The 22,989-nt window shown below is 36.9% G+C and carries 20 protein-coding genes and 1 pseudogene; 1 reads left to right on the forward strand and 20 read right to left on the reverse strand.

The annotated features are described in order from the left end of the window. Positions 1–14: 14 nt before the first annotated feature. From MKY00_RS15415 to MKY00_RS15480, 14 genes are all read right to left on the reverse strand, one after another. The gene (locus MKY00_RS15415; protein WP_341035163.1) at positions 15–2,084 is read right to left on the reverse strand and encodes a bifunctional aldolase/short-chain dehydrogenase; all 2,070 of its coding nucleotides are present in this window, start codon (positions 2,082–2,084) and stop codon (positions 15–17) included. 186 nt (positions 2,085–2,270) lie between these two features. Further along, positions 2,271–4,061: an L-fucose isomerase gene (locus MKY00_RS15420; RefSeq protein WP_016717932.1), complete on the reverse strand. Its 1,791-nt coding sequence runs from the start codon at positions 4,059–4,061 to the stop codon at positions 2,271–2,273. Position 4,062: 1 nt separating this feature from the next. Beyond that, the gene (locus tag MKY00_RS15425) at positions 4,063–5,556 is read right to left on the reverse strand and encodes a rhamnulokinase (RefSeq protein WP_016717933.1); all 1,494 of its coding nucleotides are present in this window, start codon (positions 5,554–5,556) and stop codon (positions 4,063–4,065) included. Positions 5,557–5,583: 27 nt separating this feature from the next. After that, positions 5,584–6,234: a class II aldolase/adducin family protein gene (locus MKY00_RS15430; protein WP_016717934.1), complete on the reverse strand. Its 651-nt coding sequence runs from the start codon at positions 6,232–6,234 to the stop codon at positions 5,584–5,586. Positions 6,235–6,287: 53 nt separating this feature from the next. Next, complete coding sequence (locus MKY00_RS15435; protein WP_016717935.1) at positions 6,288–7,283, reverse strand: ABC transporter substrate-binding protein; 996 nt, start codon at positions 7,281–7,283, stop codon at positions 6,288–6,290. Between the two features lie 47 nt (positions 7,284–7,330). Continuing rightward, positions 7,331–8,335: an ABC transporter permease gene (locus MKY00_RS15440; protein ID WP_016717936.1), complete on the reverse strand. Its 1,005-nt coding sequence runs from the start codon at positions 8,333–8,335 to the stop codon at positions 7,331–7,333. A 34-nt stretch (positions 8,336–8,369) separates the two neighbouring features. Next, positions 8,370–9,875, reverse strand: coding sequence for a sugar ABC transporter ATP-binding protein (locus MKY00_RS15445; RefSeq protein WP_016717937.1), 1,506 nt, complete (start codon positions 9,873–9,875; stop codon positions 8,370–8,372). Between the two features lie 59 nt (positions 9,876–9,934). After that, entirely contained in the window at positions 9,935–10,366 is a 432-nt protein-coding gene (gene fucU, locus MKY00_RS15450; protein ID WP_016717938.1) for an L-fucose mutarotase, read from the reverse strand. 41 nt (positions 10,367–10,407) lie between these two features. Then, positions 10,408–11,418 carry a LacI family DNA-binding transcriptional regulator gene (locus tag MKY00_RS15455; protein WP_016717939.1) on the reverse strand — a complete coding sequence of 337 codons (1,011 nt, stop codon included), beginning with the start codon at positions 11,416–11,418 and terminating at the stop codon, positions 10,408–10,410. A gap of 322 nt (positions 11,419–11,740) precedes the next feature. Then, positions 11,741–12,145, reverse strand: coding sequence for an arsenate reductase (thioredoxin) (gene arsC, locus MKY00_RS15460; protein ID WP_029141144.1), 405 nt, complete (start codon positions 12,143–12,145; stop codon positions 11,741–11,743). Positions 12,146–12,170: 25 nt separating this feature from the next. After that, positions 12,171–13,211 (reverse strand): ACR3 family arsenite efflux transporter, encoded by a 1,041-nt coding sequence (gene arsB, locus MKY00_RS15465; RefSeq protein ID WP_016717941.1) that lies wholly within the window; start codon positions 13,209–13,211, stop codon positions 12,171–12,173. Positions 13,212–13,229: 18 nt separating this feature from the next. After that, entirely contained in the window at positions 13,230–13,667 is a 438-nt protein-coding gene (locus tag MKY00_RS15470; RefSeq protein WP_001271021.1) for an ArsI/CadI family heavy metal resistance metalloenzyme, read from the reverse strand. A gap of 60 nt (positions 13,668–13,727) precedes the next feature. Then, positions 13,728–14,033 (reverse strand): arsenical resistance operon transcriptional regulator ArsR, encoded by a 306-nt coding sequence (arsR, locus tag MKY00_RS15475; protein ID WP_000046015.1) that lies wholly within the window; start codon positions 14,031–14,033, stop codon positions 13,728–13,730. Between the two features lie 514 nt (positions 14,034–14,547). Next, a complete protein-coding gene (locus MKY00_RS15480) occupies positions 14,548–15,057 on the reverse strand; it encodes a DinB family protein (protein ID WP_016717942.1) in 510 nt (169 codons plus the stop codon). 347 nt (positions 15,058–15,404) lie between these two features. Here MKY00_RS15480 and MKY00_RS15485 point away from each other — a divergent pair, with 347 nt between their 5' ends. Beyond that, positions 15,405–15,950 carry a dihydrofolate reductase family protein gene (locus MKY00_RS15485; protein ID WP_016717943.1) on the forward strand — a complete coding sequence of 182 codons (546 nt, stop codon included), beginning with the start codon at positions 15,405–15,407 and terminating at the stop codon, positions 15,948–15,950. An 87-nt stretch (positions 15,951–16,037) separates the two neighbouring features. Here the strand turns inward: MKY00_RS15485 and MKY00_RS15490 are convergent. The 6 genes and pseudogenes from MKY00_RS15490 to MKY00_RS15515 all read right to left on the reverse strand — a co-directional run. Then, positions 16,038–16,202, reverse strand: a pseudogene (locus MKY00_RS15490) (IS4 family transposase); the annotation flags it as partial. Then, a complete protein-coding gene (locus MKY00_RS15495; protein ID WP_048555286.1) occupies positions 16,163–16,498 on the reverse strand; it encodes a YkvA family protein in 336 nt (111 codons plus the stop codon). The pseudogene MKY00_RS15490 and the gene MKY00_RS15495, both read right to left, overlap by 40 nt. Positions 16,499–16,978: 480 nt before the next feature. Continuing rightward, a complete protein-coding gene (locus MKY00_RS15500) occupies positions 16,979–19,531 on the reverse strand; it encodes an ABC transporter permease (protein ID WP_000925105.1) in 2,553 nt (850 codons plus the stop codon). Continuing rightward, positions 19,522–20,268 carry an ABC transporter ATP-binding protein gene (locus MKY00_RS15505; RefSeq protein WP_000608860.1) on the reverse strand — a complete coding sequence of 249 codons (747 nt, stop codon included), beginning with the start codon at positions 20,266–20,268 and terminating at the stop codon, positions 19,522–19,524. The genes MKY00_RS15500 and MKY00_RS15505 overlap by 10 nt, the downstream gene beginning before the upstream one ends. Then, on the reverse strand, positions 20,216–21,457 hold the full coding sequence (locus MKY00_RS15510) for a M50 family metallopeptidase (protein WP_016717946.1): 1,242 nt from the start codon (positions 21,455–21,457) through the stop codon (positions 20,216–20,218). The genes MKY00_RS15505 and MKY00_RS15510 overlap by 53 nt, the downstream gene beginning before the upstream one ends. Before the next feature lie 66 nt (positions 21,458–21,523). Then, entirely contained in the window at positions 21,524–22,978 is a 1,455-nt protein-coding gene (locus MKY00_RS15515; protein WP_016717947.1) for a radical SAM/SPASM domain-containing protein, read from the reverse strand. Positions 22,979–22,989 lie beyond the last annotated feature (11 nt).

Genomic DNA, 22,989 nt, shown 5'->3' on the forward strand with positions numbered 1-22,989 from the left:
CACAAACGTAATAGTTATCTCGTAAATGCTGCTGTTACACCACCATCCACTGTAATCATACATCCCGTTGTTTTATCTGCCTTTGAGGAGGCAAAGAAAGCAATCGATTCAGCAATGTCTCTCGAATAGATATTAACTAATAATGTTGTACGTTTACGGTAATGTTCCTCTAATTGATCCGGTTCGATACCATATGCTGCGGCACGTTCTTCGCGCCACTTTGAACCCCAAATAGCTGACCCTTGCAATACCGCATCGGGAAGAACTGAATTTACACGAATACCATACTCACCACCTTCAGCTGCAATACATCTCGCTAAATGCGTTTCGAGTGCTTTTACAGAACTGTATGCCGAAGCATTTTTTCCGGCATACACAGAATTTTTCGAGCCGACAAATACCATATTCCCACCAATGCCTTGCTGTTTCATTTGCTTGAACGCTTCACGTGCTACTAAAAAGTAACCTGTTCCGAGCACGTTCATATTTAAATTCCATTCTTGAAGCGTTGTTTCATCGAATGGACTAGACGTCGCAAGTCCTGCATTGTTTACGATACAATCAATACCTCCGTAAGCAAGAGCGGCCTTTTCAAATGCCTCCTTTACTTCTTCTTCTTTTGTTACATCCATTTTCACCGCGAGCGCACGACCTTCGCCATACTTCTCGTTAATTTCAGCAGCAACTTTTTCTGCTCCTTCAAAGTTCAAATCAGCAAGTACGACATGCGCACCTTCTGAAACGAGGCGGCGTCCCGTTTCACTTCCAATTCCACCAGCGCCACCTGTAATAAACGCAACTTTGCGAGAGAATTCCGCTTCTGTTGGTGCTAACGATAATTTATATAACTCTAACGGCCAGTACTCCACATTGTAAGATTCATTTTCATTTAAAGAAACGAAACGTCCAAGTGTTGTAGCACCTTTCATTACCGAAATTGCCCTATGATACAGCGCACCACTTACTTTTGACATCGCCACATTTTTACCGGTATTCACCATACCGATACCAGGAATTAAAATAACGCGAGGTGCAGATTCAAACATTTTGTCTCCTTCGTATTTGTTACGTTCAAAGTAAGCTTTATACTCATCTTTAAAGTTTTCAACACCAGATTTAATACTCTCTATTAATCCGTCCACATTTTTTGTTTGCGGATCCCAATCAATATAAAGAGGACTGCGCTTTGTATGAACTAAATGATCAGGACAAGCTGCTCCAACTTGCGAAAACTCTCGTGCATTGTGGCTGTTCACAAATTGAAGTACTTCATCTGTATCGTCATAGGATAATAACATTTTCTTTTCGTCGCTAACTGCCCCGCGAATAATCGGCATTACTTTTGCAAGAATGCTTCTACGCTCTTCTACTGAAAGGGCATCGTATTTTTGACCTCCAAATATAGTACTTTCATTCACCCGTTCATTCATATATTGTTCTGCCTCATTAATAACTGCAATTGTTCTTTCATAACTTTCCTTCGCCGTATCTCCCCAAACGACTAGGCCATGTTTTTCCATTAACACGAGTTCAGCATTTGGATTATTTTTCACACCTTCTGCAATCATTTTAGATAACGTAAATCCAGGACGCACATACGGAACCCAAACGAAACGATTGCCGTAAATCTCCTCCGCAATTTGTCTTCCATTATGTGCGCAGCAAAGACTAATAATGGCATCTGGATGTGTATGATCCACATGTTTAAAAGGTAAAAAAGCATGTAATAATGTTTCGATAGATGCACGTGGATGCTTACTGTCAATCATACAATGAGCTAAATACTCTACCATTTCTTCATCTGACATTTCTTCCCGCTCCATTAATAAACGAATGTCTTCCATTCTTAAACCCGTAAAATTTTGTGCTTTCATCGTTGCTAAATCTGATCCACTTCCCTTAACCCACATCACTTCTATATCACGGCCGCGGAAATCTTTTTCAAATGTCTTTACCGATGTGTTTCCGCCTCCCCAATTACATACAGCACGGTCTGTTCCAATTAAATTTGAACGATACACTAATTCGTCTACTCCTTGCGATAATTGTGATGCATTTGTTTCATTCCATAAACTGTTAACCATCTTTTTACCCCCATTGTTTTTTATTGTTCTATTATTTCGGACACGAAAATAGTGTGTATCCGTATGTTTAAGAGTTTCCTATTACTTATGATTCTTGTAAGCACTACAAATCTTACACTTTCATTCCAATACGAAAAAATATGCTCTATAGTACCCCCCGACATATGATCAGGGGGACTTTTTACATTAATGATATAATGGACCAAAGTTTTGGCAGGCACGGTAATCTGCTGCTTCTGGATCTTTTGTACCGAACATACCCCATGCACTCGGTCTGAATATGTTCTCCTCCTTGACGTTATGCATATTGACAGGGATTCGGAGCATGGAAGCAAGAGTAATTAAATCACTGCCAATATGACCGTAACTTATTACACAGTGGTTGGCACCCCAATTGTTCATTACTGTGTAAACATCTTGAAAGGCACCTTCTCCTGTTATATTTGGCACAAACCAAGTTGTTGGCCAAGTTGGATCGGTTCTCCCATCCAATACGTCGTGAACCTCTTCTGGTATTTCAACCGTATAGCCTTCTGCAATTTGTAAAACAGGTCCTAATCCTTTCACAAGGTTGAGACGAGCTGCTGTTACAGGCATATTTCCTTTTGTTAAGAAATCGCTTGAGAATCCACCCCCGCGGAAATATCCTGTTGAAGCTGGTCTCCAGGAAGTCTCTGCTAGACACTTTTGAGCTTCTTCCTCCGTAATTTCCCAAAATGGTTTTATAGCAGGCTTTCCATCTTTCGTTTGTTGTCCTGTCCCGTCAAGTGCAGCCGAACCGGAGTTAATCATATGAATAAATCCATTTGCCGCCAATCCTTCAGGTTTATGTCCTGTCACGCGTTCTACTGCCTCTGGGCTCCAATACGTTCTTACATCTGCAAAAACTTGAGCTGTATTTGTTAATAAATGACCAAATAGCATCGTAACTCCATTTAAACTATCATTTTCAGTCGCCATAATGTATGGCGGGCGAATTCCGTTCCAATCAAAGGAAGAATTTAAAATCGTCTCCATAAAATCTCCATTGGGGAAATGATCCGTCCATTGACGCTGGCCTTGAAAACCTGCAGAAATCGCGTTATGTCCTAGCGCTTCTTCACCATAGCCAAGTTCCTCTAGTTTCGGATTTCCAACCATGAGATCTCTTGCAATTAACGTCATTTTAACGCTAGTTTCCCAGTCTTTATTCTTTTGCTCCCTCGATCGTTGCATTTCTTCCGCATTATTATCTGGACCTTCTAGGCAATACTCTTTCACCCAATTTAAAGCCTTTTCATATTCTTCCTTATCATAAATTTCCTCATCTATCCTTCTAACAAATTCAGACATGTCAATATATTCATTTCTCATTCCTAAATAATCTTGGAAAAACTCAGGGTTAACGGTACTACCGGCAATCCCCATAGATACAGATCCCATCGAAAGATACGATTTTCCTTTTAAAGTAGCAACGACAAGACCAGACTTTGCAAATTGAAGTAATTTTTCCTGCACATCTTCAGGAATAGATGTATCACTTAAATCTTGCACATCTTTCCCGTATATGCCGAAAGCTGGAATACCCTTTTGATTATGGGCAGCTAGGACAGCTGCAAGATACACTGCCCCTGGACGTTCTGTTCCATTAAATCCCCATACTGCTTTTGGAATGTCTGGATTCATATCCATCGTTTCAGAACCATAACACCAGCATGGTGTAACAGTAATAGAAACACCAACTCCCTCTACCGCAAATTTTTCAGCCGCTTTGGCCGCTTCCGCCACACCGCCAATACATGTATCAGCGATGACACATTCTACTGCCTCGCCATTGTAATGACGCAAGTTTTCAGTTATTAAGTTTGCTACCGATTTTGCAAGATTCATCGTCATATCTTCAAGAGATTCACGTACACCATTTCTTCTGCCATCAATCGTTGGTCTAATTCCGATTTTCGGTAATGTATTGTAAAATCTATTATGAACTGTTTTCATTTTAAAGCTCCCTTCTTACTACACTATTATCGATTATTTCAATAAAACGGCCGTATGCTTCCTGCCATTCTAATTGGTTTTGAGGTTGATAATGTTTAACAGGAAACGAGTTTTCAACAATCTCTCTACCTTCCTTTAAATCCTTTATTTTCCCTAGCGCAATCCATTGCGATAATGAATTTCCAATCGCACTCGCTTCAACTGGTCCCGCTACAACTGGGCGGTTAGTCGCATTTGCGGTAAATTGACAAAAAAGATCATTTTGAATGCCACCGCCGCCCATATGGATGACTTCTATTGACTTACCAGTTAACACTTCCAGCTTCTCTAACACCCATCTGTACTTGAATGAAAGACTCTCCAAAATACAGCGGAGGAAACTCCCTTCCGTTTCAGGCGACTGTTGACCACTCTTTATACAGAAATCTCGGATTTGTTTTAGCATATTTTCCGGATTGAAGAAAGAAGGATCATCTGGGTCTATGAAATGTGCAAATGGCTTTGTATTTCGAATCAACGTTGCTTCTTCTTCGTAAGTAAAAAGCTTGCCTTCTTTTGCCCAAGTCCCCCTACATTCTTGAATGAGCCATAACCCCATAATATTTTTAAGTAGCCGAAACTCGCCATCTGCCGTTCCTTCATTTGTAAAGCCCCATTCCAAAGCCTGTTCATTAATGACTGGATCCTTCACTTGAACTCCCATTAAGATCCATGTACCACAACTCATAAACACAGAATTTTCTGACTTTATAGGCAGTGCGGCAAGAGCACAGGCTGTATCATGTCCTGCACCAGCAATAACTTTAACAGGCTTCATGCCAAATTCGTTATGAATGGAAGAAAGTGTCGGACCGAGAGTTGTTCCTGGCATCACAATATTTCCCATGATTTCTTTAGGTAGCTTTAACTTAGTCATAATGGCGGTATCCCAATTACGCTCATGAATGTGAAATAATGATGTCGTTGTACTAATCGTATATTCATTCGCCTTTTCGCCGGAAAATAAATAACTCAATAAGTTTGGTGTTAATAATAGAGTTTTTGCCTTTTCTATCAAATCTGGGTTATTCTTTTTTATCGTATAAAGCTGGCAAATCGTATTAATTGCTGCTGGCGTGACCCCCGTTCGAGAGAACAAAACATCCCTCGGAATGACTTCCGTGATTTCTTTTAAACTATCATTTGTATGCGGATCTCTATAAGAATAAGGATTGCTAAGCAATTCCCCTGTTGCAGAAAGAAGTCCGAAATCAACGCCCCACGTATCGATAGATAAACTTTCGATCGACTTATGACCGTTTTGAATACTTTTCCCTATTCCATTCTTCATTTCTTGGAAGATCCTTAAAATATCCCAATAATAATGACCAGTTGCGTAAATAGGGCGATTGGAGAACCGGTGAACTTCTTCAAGATAAAGGCGTTTTCCATCAAATCCACTTACCATTAAACGCCCATTAGATGCACCTAAATCAAAAGCCCAAACTTTTTCCATTCCTTCCCCCCCTCGGAAACACTTCAATTACTCCGCATCTTTTAGTAGTTGTAATCTATATTTCTCAGAAGATAGATTTCTTAATTCGTGACATTCTTCCTCTGTCAAAATTCTTGGCACGCCCACAGTCGATGCAATCGTATATACTTTGGCCGCTTCTTCTAGAATTTGCATAAGAAAATATGCTTCTTTCATTGTTTTACCAACCGTAAGTACTCCGTGATTCCTCATTACGACTACATCATTTTCTTCAATCACATTTGATACAGCGTTAGCCAATACTTCTGTAGTCGGAATCATATATTCAAGATAAGATACGCTTTTGATCATTGCTGGAAAATCTGGGAATAGACTCGGAATGGTATGACCAGTACATGATACACCTACCGAATAACTTGGATGAGCATGTAAAACAGCTGTTATATCAGGACGTTTACGAAAACATTCCAGATGCATTAATATTTCAGAAGATGGTTTTAAATCATCCAATATCTCACCAGTTTCAATATTGACACGTACCCACTCATGGTCTTCTATCTCTTGCAAATCAAAACCGCTAGGAGAGATATACATCATATTCCCGTCTCTCATACTTAAATTTCCACCTGCTCCTACTACAAGACCCGTTTGGACAATCTTATTTGCATATAATTTCAAATCATTTATTACACTTGGCAATGGTATGCACCTCAATTTCTCTCTTATTTGCACCGCTAGTTTCGATTTAAATTTTATTGATATAGAACTTCCTTAATCTTTGGATCATCAATGTTCTTTTTATCGTACCAATAAAAACCAGTGTCAATTGTTTTGGATACTTGTTTCCCATCTAGGTTCTCAACAGCTGCTTTAACAGTTTCATAACCAATTCCAATTGGATTTTGCGTAATCGCCCCTGCCATTACTCCGCTCTTAATCGCATCAATTTGTAGTTTTCCAGAGTCAAAGCCCACTACTACTACACTCTTTTTGTTCAATTCTTTAACAGCATTTACTACCCCAATCGCAGACCCTTCATTTGTACCGAAAATACCTTTTACATTTGGGTGTGCTTGCATAATTGCCTTAGCAGCGTCAGTCGATTTTAATTGATCGCCGCTACCATACTGGATATCAACAAGTTTGATGTTTGGATACTTTGATTTGATGGTATTTACAAAACCATCTCGGCGTTCAACACCTGTTTTACTTGTCTGGTCGTGAGCAACTACTGCTACTTCTCCTTTTTCACCAATTAATCCAGCCATTTTCTCAGCTGCAAGAGCTGCCGCTGCTTTATTATCTGTTGCCGCTGTTGCTACAGGTATATCTCCCTCAACACCTGAGTCAAACGCAACAACAGGAATTTTTTTGTTTTTTGCTTGTTCTAACAAAGGAAGAGCTGCCTTAGAGTCTAATGCCGCGAAACCAATCGCATCTGGTTTTTTATCAAGTGTGCTACGGAGCATTTCAACTTGTTTATCAACTTGCGCTTCCGTTTCAGGACCTACAAATGTAATATTCACCTTATACTCATCTGCTGCTTGCTCAGCCCCTTTTTTAACTGCCTGCCAAAACTGATGTTGGAAACCTTTTGAAATAATCGCAACATAGCGCTTGCCATCATCCCTTGCAGGAGCATTACTATCCTTACTTCCCGTGCTTGCATTGTTTGAAGAACACGCTCCCATAAACATTGAGATTGCGAGAATTGACGATAAAACGATGCCCTTTTTTGCTTTCTTCATCCAAAACTCCCCCTATATATTGTTTTATTTTAAAAACAGTATCGTAGTTAATTCTTTGCTTTTTTGTTTCGTAGCACATCTGCGTAAACTGCTAATAAGATAACCGCCCCAACAACTACTGTTTGCCACTCTTGCGGTACGGAAAGGATTTGAAGACCATTTGTTAACACACTCATAATTAATGCACCGATAACAGTACCAAGAATTGTTCCTTTACCACCACTTAAAGAAGTTCCTCCGATAACGACTGCTGCAATTGCTTCTAATTCATATCCCGCTCCTAAAGCTGGCTGGGCAGAATTTAGACGAGATGCCATTATAATCCCTGCAACACCAGTAAAAACACCTGCAAGCATATAGATAATGATTTTCCACTTATCAACATTCACTCCAGAAAGCCTAGTTGCTTCTTCATTGCTTCCTAGTGCAAATGTATACCTTCCGATGATCGTTTTATTTAAAATTAAGCTTGCAAAAATAGCCATTCCAAAAAAGATGAAAACAGCATTCGGAATAGCAAAGCCGGGAATAATAGAACCCATCGCAATTTTGTTAAAGCTTGGTATAGAAGTGAAATAAATTGGAGTGGCTTTCGAAATAACAAGTGCCAACCCCTTCGCAATCATCATCATAGCTAACGTTGCAATAAATGGGGGGATCTTCAATTTTGCAATTGCGGCTCCAGAAATTAACCCTACTACGGCACCTATTAAAATACCTAAGGCAACAGCTACCCAAACCGGTAAACCTAAGTTGACAGCAAATACACCTGTCATAACCGAAGACAAGGTTAGTACGGTTCCACAGGATAAATCAATTCCACTTGTAACGATAATCATCGTTGCCCCTAAAGCAAGGATGCCTGTAACAGCTGTCGATAGAAAGATTCCTATAATGTTATCAAATTGTAGAAAATTAGCTGAAGCAATTGAAAAAATGACAACAAGTACAATTAAACTTGCAAATGCTAGAAGCTGCTGAAGCGCATTTGAATTTATTCCTTTCCTCATCTTCCCTTCAGCTGGAAGTTCGACTACCTTTTGTATTTCCATTTTTGTTCACTCCTTTATCATCCGTTAGTATCCATTACATAATACGTTTTGTTGCAAGAGTCATAATCGCTTCTTGCGATGCTTTTTCATCATTTTTCAATTCTCCTGTTATTTTGCCTTCACACATGACAATGACACGGTGACTGATTCTTAAAATTTCAGGAAGTTCCGAAGAAATCAAAATAATAGATTTTCCTTGCTGTGCTAAATCATGTAGTAACTTATAAATTTCATCTTTTGCCCCGATATCAATACCACGAGTAGGCTCATCAAAAATTAAGATATCTGAATCTCTAGTCAACCACTTGCCTATAACTACTTTTTGTTGATTCCCTCCTGAAAGATTTTTTACTAATTGATTACCTGATGGTGTTTTTATTCGTAATCTTTGAATGAGTTCTTCAGATTGTTGTTCCACCTTAGATACACGCATCCAGCCAAAAGGATTTACATAATCTTTCATCGATGCCATTGCAATATTTGTTTTTACATCCATCCCAACTAGAAGTCCAAACTGTTTTCGATCTTCAGACAAATAGCCAATTCCATGTTGTACTGCATCAGAAGGATTTTCAATATTCTGTCTTTTTTCTTTAATAAAAATCTCCCCTGAATCTAATGGGTCTGCCCCAAATATGGCACGGGCTACCTCTGTTCTTCCAGCTCCCATCAATCCAGCAAAGCCAACGATTTCCCCTTTATACAGTTCAAAGCTTACATCCTTTATCACGTTCCCTCTCTTTAAATTTTTCACTTCAAACACTTTTTCTCTCGTTCTCTCTTTCATTTCTGGTTTTTGATTGTTATCAATTTTTCTTCCAACCATCATGGAGATAATTTGTTCAATCGTTGCATCCTTCGTGTTCATCGTTCCTACGTATGTACCGTCTCGCATAATCGATACGCGGTCTGTAATTTTCTTTAGCTCTTCCATACGGTGAGAAATATAAACAATTCCCACACCGTCCTGCCGTAATTTCCGAATCATAACAAATAATGCATCGATTTCAGTATCCGTTAAAGCTGCGGTTGGCTCATCCATAATCAATACTTTTGAATCAAAAGAAAGAGCTTTAGAGATCTCCACCATTTGCTGTTTCGCAACTGTTAAATTGCCTACCAATTCTCTTGGGTCTAGATGAATGTTTAACCTTTCAAATAGTTTTTTTGCCTTGTTATTGAGTTCTTTTTCATCCAAAAAAAGATTAAATAGCCCTTTAGGTTCTCTTCCAATAAAAATATTTTGGGCAACTGTTAAATGCGGAGCCAAATTAAGTTCCTGATGAATAATGCTGATTCCAAGTCTTTGTGCTGCTTTTGTATCGGGAACCTCGATTTCTCTTCCTTCGTATGCAATCGTTCCAGTATCTCTTTGATAAATCCCTGTTAAAATTTTCATTAATGTAGATTTTCCGGCTCCATTCTCTCCCAAAAGTGCGTGAACTTCGCCTTTTTTCAATTCAAACCGCACATTAGAAAGCGCTTGCACACCAGGGAACGCTTTACTAATTCCATCCATTTTCAGTAGCAATTCACTCATCCTATCACCTACTACCTTATCAATTTTTTATTCAAATAATATATTAGTTTCATCATGCGTTAATCCGTAACCACACCCTTTTTTAAAATGATATTGCCATAAAGAGCACTCTCACTCGTTGCAACAATCGCATACGCCTTCTTTGCCCTCTCATAAAACGCAAAGCGGTCAATCATCTCAAACCCATCAAAATGAGTATCATATTTTTTAATTGTCGCATCATACGTTTCCCAAATGGAGGGGGATACATGATCCCCCTTTACAACCTTCATTAACGAAACAGAATGATTACTATACGTATCGAGTGGAAAGAATTGCAAAATTGCCTGTAATACTTCAACAACCCCATGACCTTCACATCGAATTAGCTGCGTCCCGCAAGAGGCAGCGGGGAAATTGCCATCCGCTAAAACAATCTCATCCCCATGCCCCATTTCTAAAAGAACTTTCATTAAATCTGGACTCATTATTTTCGGTATTCCTTTTAGCATTTCTATCTCCCTTCCGATTTTTAACTTAACGAAAATACGTTTCAACTACTTATACTTTGTGCATCTATTAATAACTTTGGTGTAAATATTTCATGAAAGGGACCTTCTTCATGATTTAAACGTTTCAATAATATATCACCTACCCTTTCTCCCATTTCATATGGTTTGTGAGCGACTGATATAATCCCAGGCGCTCGTAATAATTGTGCTGCTTCCACATCACCAAAAGAAGCAATCACGATGTCCTCTGGTACAGAGTAACCCCTCCTCGTTAATTCAAGAAGAACACCAAATGCCATTTCATTGTTCAAAGATAGAATCGCTGACGGTTTCTCAGTGAAATTCAGAAAATAATCAACTGCTTTCATACCACCTTCTCTTGTGAAAGTGCTATTAAACGTATAGTTTTCATCTTCTTGAATCCCAAACTCTTCTAAAGCTTTCTGAAATCCTTCATAGCGCTCTTTACCTGTACTAACGTTTAACAATCCATTTACAAGACCGATCGATCTATGCCCCTGTTGTAAGAGATAGCTCGTTAATCTATAAGCACTTTCAAAATTACTTTCTACAACCGAATCTAATTTTGAATCTCCAATCTCAACAGTCCGATCAACTAAAACTATTGGTACACCAGCTTGATGAATACTTCTTACTCTTTCTTCACAACCTCCAGCAGTAGCCAATACAATCGCATCTACCCGTTGTTCCACCAGTAGCTGCAACAATTTATCCTCTTTCTTAGGATTTTCGTGACTACTACAAAAAATAAGGTTATAGCCCTTTTGCTGTACAATATCTTCAATCGCCTTTGAAATTGTCATGTAATACTGGTTTGTTATATCTGGAATCACAACACCAATCGTGTATGTTTTATCTTGCTTTAAACTTCTAGCAATCGCATTTGGTTGATAATTCAATTTTTTCACAGCTAAATGAACACGATCTTTAATGTCGTCACTTACAAATCCGCTATCGTTTAACACCCGAGATACTGTAGCTGTAGACACATTCGCTTCCATTGCAACATCTTTAATTGTAGACTTAGCCATTTCATCACTCTTTCTAAATTTTCAAGAAATCGTTTACTTCAGTTTCGTTTCAACCCTTAATTCATCCATGTAAACGATTACTTAGTAGTTTACATGGATAATAATAATTTAATTTTCAGAACATTTCAATACTTTTTATAAACATTTTTTTCACAAAAATACACCTATTCATCAGATAACCTGAAAAACGTGAATGGACTCGTTTTTTTCGTGATTAGATAAGCGTTTATTACATATTCCGCTAACGCAATATTGTTCTATTTTGAAGTTTCATAGCACATAAAAAAAGAGCCTACTCGAGTGAGTTGACTCTTTCCTTTATTTACTCCCCTATTTCAGAAAATCGCTTTATACGTTCACCAATTTCATCACGAACACGTTGAAATTCGGACCACTCTTTTCCTGCTGGATCATCAAATCCCCAGTGAACACGCTTCACATGCGGAGGTGTCGAAGGACAAACAGAATCCGCATGACTACAAAGCGTAACGATTAAATCAGCACGATTTAAAATATTTGCATCAATTATATCTGATGTTTGATTTGTTATGTCGATATTTACTTCGTTCATTGCTGTAATTGCGTTTGGATTCACTCCATGCGCTTCGATTCCCGCAGAATACACATTCCACTTATCCCCTAAATATTGTTTCCCCCATGCTTCTGCCATTTGGCTTCTGCATGAATTTCCTGTACATAAGAAATAGATTGTCTTTTTATTTTCCATGTTGTTTTCCGCCTTTGTTTTTAAATTATACTGGTTGGTCATTAAAATATTTACGCTTAAACCAAAAAGCGACGTTTACAAGTGCAATCATGACAGGTACTTCAACTAAAGGACCGATAACAGCTGCAAATGCTGCGCCTGAATGAATACCAAACACACCAACTGCTACAGCAATCGCTAACTCGAAATTATTGCTACCTGCTGTAAATGCTAATGTTGTAGTCACCGGATAGTTTGCACCAATCTTTCTTCCCATAAAGAAAGAAACAAAAAACATTACAATAAAATAGATTAATAACGGAATCGCTATCCTTACCACATCTAGTGGCACGCTAACAATCATCTCTCCTTTTAAAGAGAACATAACGATGATCGTAAATAGTAATGCAATCAATGTAAGTGGACTAATCTTAGGTATAAACACCTTTTCATACCACTGTCTTCCTTTTAACTTAACTAGTACAAAGCGCGTCAACATACCTGCTATAAAAGGAATTCCCAAATAGATAAACACTGATTTTGCTACTTCTATCATTGTAATATCGACAATAGCACCTTCAATTCCTAACCATTCTGGAATTACGGTTACAAACACGTATGCATAAACCGAGAAAAATAACATTTGGAATACCGAATTAAAAGCAACTAAACCTGCCGCATATTCTTTATCACCATCAGCTAGATCATTCCAAACAATGACCATTGCAATGCAACGTGCTAACCCAATCATAATGAGACCAACCATGTATTCTGGTTTATCAGGAAGAAAAATAATTGCTAACACAAACATAAGTACCGGACCAATAATCCAGTTTTGTACTAATGATAAAACTAACACTTTTACATCTTTAAATACTCGGCCCATTTCTTCATAGCGAACTTTCGCTAATGGTGGATACATCATTACAATTAAACCAACAGCAAGCGGAATAGACGTCGTTCCAACTTGTAATGTATTCAGTCCGTCTACTACACTAGGGAACACAAACCCTAAACCAATCCCAACCGCCATCGCTAGAAAAATCCATAGTGTTAAATAGCGGTCTAGAAAAGATAAACGTTTCATTTTATTTTCCATCTCCTATTAACAACAAGAATTTTTAGCTACCTCATTTGAAGTCGTGCAACAAGATGACTCTTCAATTTTGTGAACATCACTATCTGCTTTCGTATAAAAGAATTCCCACTCATTCCCATCAGGGTCTGTTACCCAAAACTTATCTTGTACTGCATAGCAACAAGTCGTATCCATCTCATCACGCGCAAAGAAACCTTCTTTTTCTAATCTTTCTTTATGTAATGTGATTTCTTCAGCTGTATCCACTTGAAAACCAAAATGATTTACCTGGTTTCCATTCACCTCATCTCGTACGTTCAGCGTGAAATTAAGCCCTGGCGTCTCTAATAAAAATTTTGCATAATCCGTTTTCACCTTAACTGGTGAAACACCAAATACCTTTTCATAAAATTCAATAGACTTCTCTAAATTCGTAACGTTTATACCAACGTGAACATATCTCATACCTTATTCCTCCTCTTTATATATCATTAATCAATTTTTTTTGATTAATAAATTAAAATTTTAACAGCAGCTACCTTTGCCTGTTTTTCTAAAGATACAGCACAATTCTTCTGATAATAAATTATTCACTTCCGTATCATTTAAATCATAATAACTCCACGTACCTTTTGTTTCTTTTACAATTAAACCTGCATCTAATAAAATCTTTAAATGATAGGACAACTTAGATTGTGTCATTTCAAAAATCTCTGTTAAATCACATACACACGTCTGGCCTCGCTGACAAAGTTCATACATGATTTCTAGACGTTTCTGATCCGCCAACGCTTTAAACTTTTTCTCATAGAGCTGAAAATCTTGTGCCACTGTAGTTCACTTCCTTTCATCAAGTTTTTTTGATGTTTATAGTATATACTCTGATTCGTTCTTTATGCAACTAGTTAATCAAGTTTTTTTGATTAATCAAAAAAACTTCCTCGCATCATAACTTTGCTACAACTAAAAAAGACCATCGCCTTTTCAAAAATGAAAAACTACGGTTCTTTTTACAACTTAATAGTTACAACATTTCCGAGAAATGGAGTCTCTATAACTATTTTTAATTTTAATTTGATCATTATAGAGTAGTGCCCCGTCACCCTCAATCTAAGAAAAACAAATACCCCAAAATGAGAAAAATCGATATAACTCTTGTTTTTGGTGCATATTCATAAAAAGCACGTTACCCTTTCTCATTAACATAAGAGAATAGTAACGTGCTTTTTATTTCAAAAATAGTCTAAATCCTTAAGTTGATGGTTGTGGGGCGGGACCCTAATAAGAACGGTATCTAAGGTTGTATGAGTGGTGTTAGTTCCATTCCAAAGGCCTCTGCCGACGATTAACTCAAGTACCGGTTTCGGATAACCCCCATGTGATGAAGCTCGTGTCCTGCAATGCCGTACGCGAGGGCGCGCGCCGTAATGCTTAGGTTGTTGGCTGTGCCCTTGCGGATCCACGCCTCCGCTGGTAGCCCGCACAGCAATGTAATCGTTGATTGCCGTACGGCCCGGTAATCTTCGGCTAATTGCGCGGTTGTCCAGCTTCCGAAAGGAGGTATGAATAATTCCTGATCGAAACCGGTCAAAGGCGTCTGGTCCCCTCTTGCGAACCGGAGCAGGCGGTAGGTCATAACGCGTTCCGCGTCTGTAATGTGGCCCACGACTTCTTTCAGTGTCCATTTTCCTTCCGCATACCGATATGCGGCCTGGCTTTCGGTCAACGATGCCAGGAGCTCGGTCATTTGCTTTTCTTGGGCGAGCAAAATGTCAATGATATTACCGTCTGGCACCAAACGGATATATTCGCCGGAGCTCCCAGCGTATTCTTCTTCTGACGGTCTTTGATTCATGCGTAGTCACCTCTTTATGTATATATAGAAAATTATAGCACTCGTCTATGTCTAATCAATTCGCGAAATGATAAAACTTCCCTTCTAATAATTGAGGATAAGCAACTATTTAGTCGGTCGCCACACTATCCTGATTCGTTAGCACAATAAGCAACGCTAAACAATAATGCATAAAAATTAGAAGTTATACAATATTTCAAAGTTATTAATATATATTAGATTATTCCAAAACATACATAAATACATTTTGTCGAAACTATTAAAAAGGGAGAATTTCTCTAGTTGGAGAATTAATAATTGTGTTACCAATATGTAAAAATCTCAATTTAAAACTAAAGGAGAACAAAATGGGACAAATAATTGTATCGATGTACCTCTCACTAGATGGTGTCATGGAGGAACCAGCTTGGACTGCTCCATATTTCAATGAAGAAGTGGCAAAGTTTCAATCCAATTTACTGTTTGAAAGTGAAGCGCTTCTACTAGGGCGAGTAACCTATCAAGGTTTTGCAGCTGCCTGGCCTTCTATGACTGATGAAGAAGGTTTTGCTGATAAGATGAACAGCATGCCTAAATTTGTTGCCTCAACAACTTTAGAAGAAACCGAATGGAATGCAAATCTTATCAAGGGTAATATTGTAGAAGAAATATCGAAACTGAAGGAACAGCCCGGTCAGAACCTTTTAATTTATGGTAGTGGTGAGCTTATACAAACATTGATGCAACACGACCTCATTGATGAATATCATTTTATGGTCAATCCCGTTATCGTAGGAAGCGGAAAGCGTCTCTTTAAAGACCAGAGCAATACGAAAGCATTAAAACTTATAGAAACAAGAACGACCAGTTCAGGTGTCGTTATTCTTTCCTATCAGCTGGAGAAAAAAGAATAATTATTGATAAATTATATAAACAAAAAACTCATCAGAATAAATCCTGCTGAGTTTTTTTATAAGATAATACATATATTAATTTATAAAAATCACACGGGTTAGTACTTTATCAGTCATACCTACATAGGCATCGGATATTCCATATGTTTGTCCTGTTTGGAGAGAGCTCATTAATACCTCCATATCTAGCTGTATATACTCTGTAGCTTTCTTTATTCTTTCATCCTGAAAATAATCAGGTTTGCAATTTTTACAGCCCATACAAAGACAAGGATCCAGAGAGTAATGATAATAATGCCTGTTATCCAATTCTTTGGTTTGCTTGTTATCTGTCTTTCCTCTACCTTTCTTTTACAATCCTCCAACACTTCTTTAGGAATCAGTTTTAATGCCAAGTATACACCTAATGGTACAAGAATCAAATCATCAAGATACCCCAAGATTGGAATGAAGTCTGGGATTAAATCTATAGGACTAAAAGCATACGCAACAACAAGCATTGTAAATAATTTAGCATACCAAGGGACTCTTTCATCTCGATATGCCAAATAAAGTACAAGAAGTTGTTTTTTTTTAGTTTCTAGCCCATTTTTTCATTTTTTGTATGATAGATATTTTTTCTTCTGTTTCTATCGGTTTATTTTGATTCAAATTATTCCTCTCCCATTTTATTACTACGTACATCTTCTCAGAATTGTTCTTATTAACTGTATAATAATTACATAGCTACTATTGAGTCTAATACTTTATTTTAATAAAAACTATTTATAATATAAAACCTAATGATCAGTCTACATTTTATTAATCAATAAATTAGAAAGATAAGAGATAAGAAACACGTTTAAATCAACTAGGTTTAATCTAATCCAGTTTTTAAATGGGAACAAGCATGTGAGGGAGGGATCCCCAGATTTTCGTTCTGGGGTATTCTTTAATTTTAACCTGATAAACATAGGATATGTGTTGTTTTAAAGAAAATAGAAAAAGCGTATTTTGACTAGATAATCAAAATACACTTTTTTCTTTCTTTATTTATTTTGTAAAAGGTGTATAGGTTTAGCCGATAATGATTGTTTTGCTGCTATCCATACAACAATTATTGTTGTTATAACAGATAAAAGTATGCCTAAAATGGACCAAGTCATATCTATTTTCATCGGCATTTGGAATAAGAAGCGTAAAGTGATACCTGAAAAGGCTAGGGCAATTCCAGCGCCAACTAATCCAGCTGATAGGGAGATAATCGTGTTTTCTAATAAGATAGACTTCATCAAATTACTAGAAGACATACCAACTGTTTTCATAATAGCAACATCTCGTGTCTGTTGCATTAAGCGAATGACAACTTGATTTCCAATTGTAAGAACAGCTGTTAAAAATGCGAACAACGCTACAATTGAGAAGAAAGCACTTTGCATTTGAATAATATACTGAAGACTATCGATTGCTGTAGCAGCAATTGAATATGCCATTGCTGAACCAGGAAGTTTTTCATTTAATTCTGTTAATATAGTATTTGTTTTTTTAGGATCACTATCTAAGGAATAAGTAATTCGGCTTGGTTTCCCATATGTAGCTAATGTTTCAGTTGGAATACGGATGCCAACGGTTTTAACTACACCAGATTTAAAGAAACCTATAATTTCGCAGTTTACTAATTCATTTCCAATTTGAATGTCAACTGTATCACCGACTTTTACACCTAATTTCTTATAGCTGTCCAAAAGAATTGCTTTTTTCCCCTTTGCATCCGATAGAGCTAAATCACGCCCTTCAGATATCATATAGGATCTAGAGTTAAGAGAGGTATCTACCCCTTCTATTGAAATTTTAGTTGAGCTAAAAAATTTATCATCTTTTATATTTTTCATGAATATAGATGCTGCGTCCACTCCGTTAATATTTTGGAGTCTTCCATCTAATTGATAACCTTTTTTCGATCCTTTTATGTCCTTAATAGATTGTAGCTGCTTTTCAACGTTCCCTTCGTCATGAATGGAACTTGTAATAAGGATATTTCCCATTGCCTCTCTTTCCAATTGACCTTGAACTGACTCAATTAAATTGTCTGCAAATACATGACTAGAGACAACAGAAACAACACCAATAGTTAAGGTAACTGCCAATAAACCATTTCGTTTACTTGTAGTAGCCATGTTGTGTAAAGCAAGAAAGAGGCTTTGTGGCATTATGCTTTTCATGGCGCCAATTAATCTGAATAATAAAGAATATATAAACCCTATAAATCGGACAAAAGTAAAAATAAATAACAGAACTGCAGTTGTAAGTAAAAGAGCAAGAAACCACTTAAAGACTGCGTTGCCATTTGTATTTGTTGTGAAAGCTATATTGTAAACATAAATAGAAAGAATGCCACAAGTAAATATAAAAAGTTGAAATTTCTTTTTAAATGGTAAAGCATAATTCACACTTGTGTTCTCAGTATCACGTAACATTTGAAGTGGTGATACACACATTCCACTTTTTACTGGTATCCAAGAAGCTAAGAAGGTTACAATTAATCCCACAATAATTGTTGTAAAAATTACGGACCATGAAATTCCCCAATGTAGCGGTAGTGAAAGCACGTCTGCTAGATAGGACGTCAGCCAAACACTAGCTAATAAGCCGAGTACAATCCCACCAACTGTTCCGAGAATCGCTAGCCATAATGCTTCTAATAGAAAATATCGAATAATATATTTAGTTTTCATTCCTACGGACTTCATAACAGCGATATCATGCGTACGTGAAGCAATAATGACTTTCATTGTATTAGAAGTAGTAATAGCGGCAATTCCAAGAGCTAATATACTGAAAAGCTGAAGAAATGGTAACAACATCCGTAAATCTTTCTGTTTCTCTAGCTCCTTATCCTGAACATCTATTACACTACTTTGTGGTAATTGTTTTTGAATATTCTTTTTAAAAGAAGAGATATTAACATTTTCATTTAATAAGATTAATGCTTCATTAATTGTGCCTGCAGGTACATTTAAAAGCTGCTGTGCTTGATCTAAATGTAAATAGGCAGTTCCAAAAATCGAAGCATCGCCATAGGATTCTTGGACACCTTCTACTAAACCACTAATTTTATAAGAGGTCATTGCCCCAGTAGAACGGTTAGGAATCTCAACTCTATCTCCTACTTTGACTTGCAAACGGTCAGCTGTATTTTTGGAAAGTAGTAGTTCATCTTTATGTAAAGTACGAATATTAGGAAACAGATTATCACCAAAGAAAGGATAGTGGTTCGTTTCAATTCCCTTTACAATTAAACTTGTTGTTTTCCGATCAGATTTGACCATACTTTGACCTAATAAAGAAGTTGTGAGCGCTTTCTGTTCTTCTTTAGGAATGGAAGAAATAAGAGTTTCGCGATCCATCGGTTTTAAATAGGATTGAACTGACACATCCCCTCCTAAAAGAATTTTAGAGGATTCGTGAATAGATCGCGGAACCAGCTCTACCAACATAGACATAGAAAAGAAACTAGCTACTCCTATTAAAATACTGAACACAGTAAAAAAAGTTCTTAAACGATTACGTGCTAAACTACGTAGTGCAGATTTTAGTAGCATGGTGTTATGCCACCTTCTTGCTCACTAGATTTTGTATGGTCGTTAAAGGTTTCTTGAACGAGGAGGCCATCTTCCATTTTTAAAACACGATCTGAAAGTTTTGCCACATGCGTATCATGTGTAGCAATAATAAACGTCATCTGGAGTTGGTCACGTAGTTGAAAAATTAAGTCCAAAATATTTTTTCCTGTTTTGGAATCTAAGTTCCCAGTTGGTTCATCAGCAATAACAATGGCTGGATTATTTACTAATGCACGAGCAATTGCTACACGCTGTTGTTGACCTCCAGATAGCTGGCTTGGTAAATGATGATATCGTTCTTTCATCCCAACAAGGTCCAACATTTCCCTAGACTTTGTTATCATTTCTTTTTGGCTTCTTACTCCAGCGCACATAAGTGCCATCATAACATTTTCTTGAGCGGTCATTGTTGTGATTAAATTATACGATTGAAAAACAAAACCAATCTTTTTTGCACGGAAATCAGCTAGCTTTTCTTCTGACATGGAGGTAATATCTTGTTGTTCAATAATAATACGTCCTTCGGTAGGGGTATCCAATGATCCCAGTATTCCAAGTAGTGTGGATTTTCCGCTTCCACTAGGACCAATAATACTAACAATCTCTCCAGAATAAAATTTAGTGCTAAGCCCTTTTAAAATTTGAATTGTTCCTGCTTCGGTTTCATAAGCTTTCTTGATTTTTTCTACTTGAAGGATGGTTTGTTTGTTTATCATCCTTTTCCCTCCCGGCCCTTTTAAATTTTAATGTAAAGACAACTATTGTTCTAATTAAAACTATAATTATTACAATAATGGCACCTTTTGCATTTCCCCATGTGAACGAATCTAGCGATGTGAATAAATAGATGGTATATCGAAGAATGAACCAGATAGCAGTGATAACTGAACAAAAATATATACTAGCATATGTAAGAAATGCTATTTTATAGTGCCTGTTCATCCTCTTAATTGTATCATTAAATTGCTTTCGATAATCAGGCTTGAAAAAAAAGTATCCCAGGAGACCACTTTTCACCAATTGGAAGGTTCTAGTATGCAAGTTTGCAATTCCTAGAATGTCAGTAAGAACCCAAAAACCGTCATATTGTAAAAATGGATATAAGTTATATAGAACTGTAATGAGTATGAATTGATTTGCTACAAAAAATTCCTGGAATCCTGAAATAAAATAACACAACTCAAATAATATAAATATCCATAATTCAAAGTAAATTCCGCCCAGGTCAATAACTACTCTTTGTCGTCTAGGCAATCGCCAGGTATCACTTAAATCAACAAATAAAACAGGCCGCATCATATAAAGACCCATTCCGACGTCTTTAGGTTGTATTTTATATCGATAAGCAGCAACTATATGACCAAGTTCATGGATAATCATGGAAAATAATAGCAGCAAAATTGCAATAGTAAATTTATAAACGGATCCAAATGTGTTTGATATATTTTCAGTATTAGCCTGAAAAAAATAATGTATTAGACTTATACTGAAGAAAATACTAAATAAAACAAATACGCCCCGAAAGAATAAGAATTCGAAATATTTGGATGCCTTTTTTAAGTAAGAAGCGTGGAATATTGCTATTCTAAATGTAATTGCAGAGTGATGAGATGCTTTTTTTTCAGAACCAACTAAAACCCCTTTTGGTAATAGATGTTCATTTATCAGTTCTGTTAACTCATTTATAGTAATATTGCCATCGTGATTCGTTTGTACCATTGTACATATATCTCCTATGGATGTGGTTCCATCCATATAATTGAATAAATTTCTCAGTGATTCAGTGACTTTTAATTGTAATCCGTTATCAAATTTTATTAAATAACGAGGCCCCTCCTCCCAAACATCCATATTATAAACTTCGTATGGAATTAACTTTGGAAAGATATTTTGCGATGCTGTCAAATTGATCACATCCTTTAAGAGAAAGTAACCCCACAATGGTGAAGGTATTTGTGGAGTTATATCTTTTTATTTAATTAGCTCTAAAAAGGCAGTTTCATTTTTCTTAATATAAGTCGAAATGGTTTGATGTGAATCATTACAGTAAGGTTTATTAATGGCACCATTTCGCATTAAATTAGCATAAGCACATCCTCCACCACAAAATAGTGAGATACTACAACTACTACACTGTTCGGAGTCAGTAATATCTTGATCCCAAATAGCATGCTTATCAGCATCTAAATTGTATTCAGGAAAAAAGGAACCCACTGCAGTTTCTGGCTTACCTACGGCCTCAGGACAAGCGTATATTAAACCTTCTGCACCAAATGCATAGAAACGCTGTTCTCTCGCACTACATTCTTTAAAATAAGGTAAACTATGCATGACAGAAGAGCAGGAATCAAGTTCACTTACCTTCTCCCAGTCAAAAGTTCGTATGGCTTGACGGATTCTAGAAGTACGAATGTTAAGGTCTGTACCCAGTTTTGCGTTAAATTTATCCATAAATTCTTCTAAATCTCCAAAAATATTATAAATTTCGGCGAGTAATTCATGCTCTGGAAGGTGATTTGGTAGATTATCTCCGTAATGATCAGTAACAGGAGATACCTGCCAACCAAAATTAGGATAAGTATTCCAATGTTGATCTTCGATAAAGGTTGCTAATTCTTTTACATATGCAAGATTATCTTTATTCACATTAGTACGTAAGCCTACTGCGAAACCACGGTCTAATGCCAGTGAAATATTAGCAGCAATTCGATCGAATGTTCCTGTGCCACCAGCTGTAATACGTCGTTGATCATGAATATGTTTCGGTCCATCAATAGAGATTTGAAAATAATCCCAGTTCTCTTTGTAAGGCTCTAGAAAATCTAAGAATTCATGCAAGAATGTACCATTTGTAATGGCGTACATACGAAAACCGTATTCTTCTATTCCACGTTTAACAACTTGTTCAACTGTCTTTCGAGTTGTTGGAAGCAATGGTTCACCACCATATAACATCATGCGGTGGGTTGCATTCTCAAATCGACCACGTTCATTCTCCATAGACAAAATGTTATCAACTGCTTGGAACATTTTGTCTACTTCAGCAGGGGTTAAAGCATGTGAAATTTTATGTATTTCATGACCTTGGTAACAATAAGGACATCTAAGGTTACACATATATGTTGTGCATACGTTGAATGTAACTCCGGAATTACTATTTGCTAAAGATTCAGTCATCCGATCACGAATAATAGTAAGTTTATTTAATTCTTCATCACGGTCATTAAAAAGATAGCCACGTTTTGTTAAAAATGAGAGAAGTTCTTCTAATTCAGGATAAAGAGTTAATTTTTTATTACGCTTAATATCATCTAATACTTTTTTTATGTCTGTATTAATTACATCGAGTGCGCCACTTAGTGAATTGATTAGAACGTAATTTCCATCAGATAATTTATATGTTGAATTATAGGTACTTGCTATCATAGCTTAGTTCC

The organism is Bacillus sp. FSL R9-9834, from assembly GCF_038006905.1.
In the GTDB taxonomy this organism is placed as follows: Bacteria; Bacillota; Bacilli; order Bacillales; family Bacillaceae_G; genus Bacillus_A; species Bacillus_A pacificus.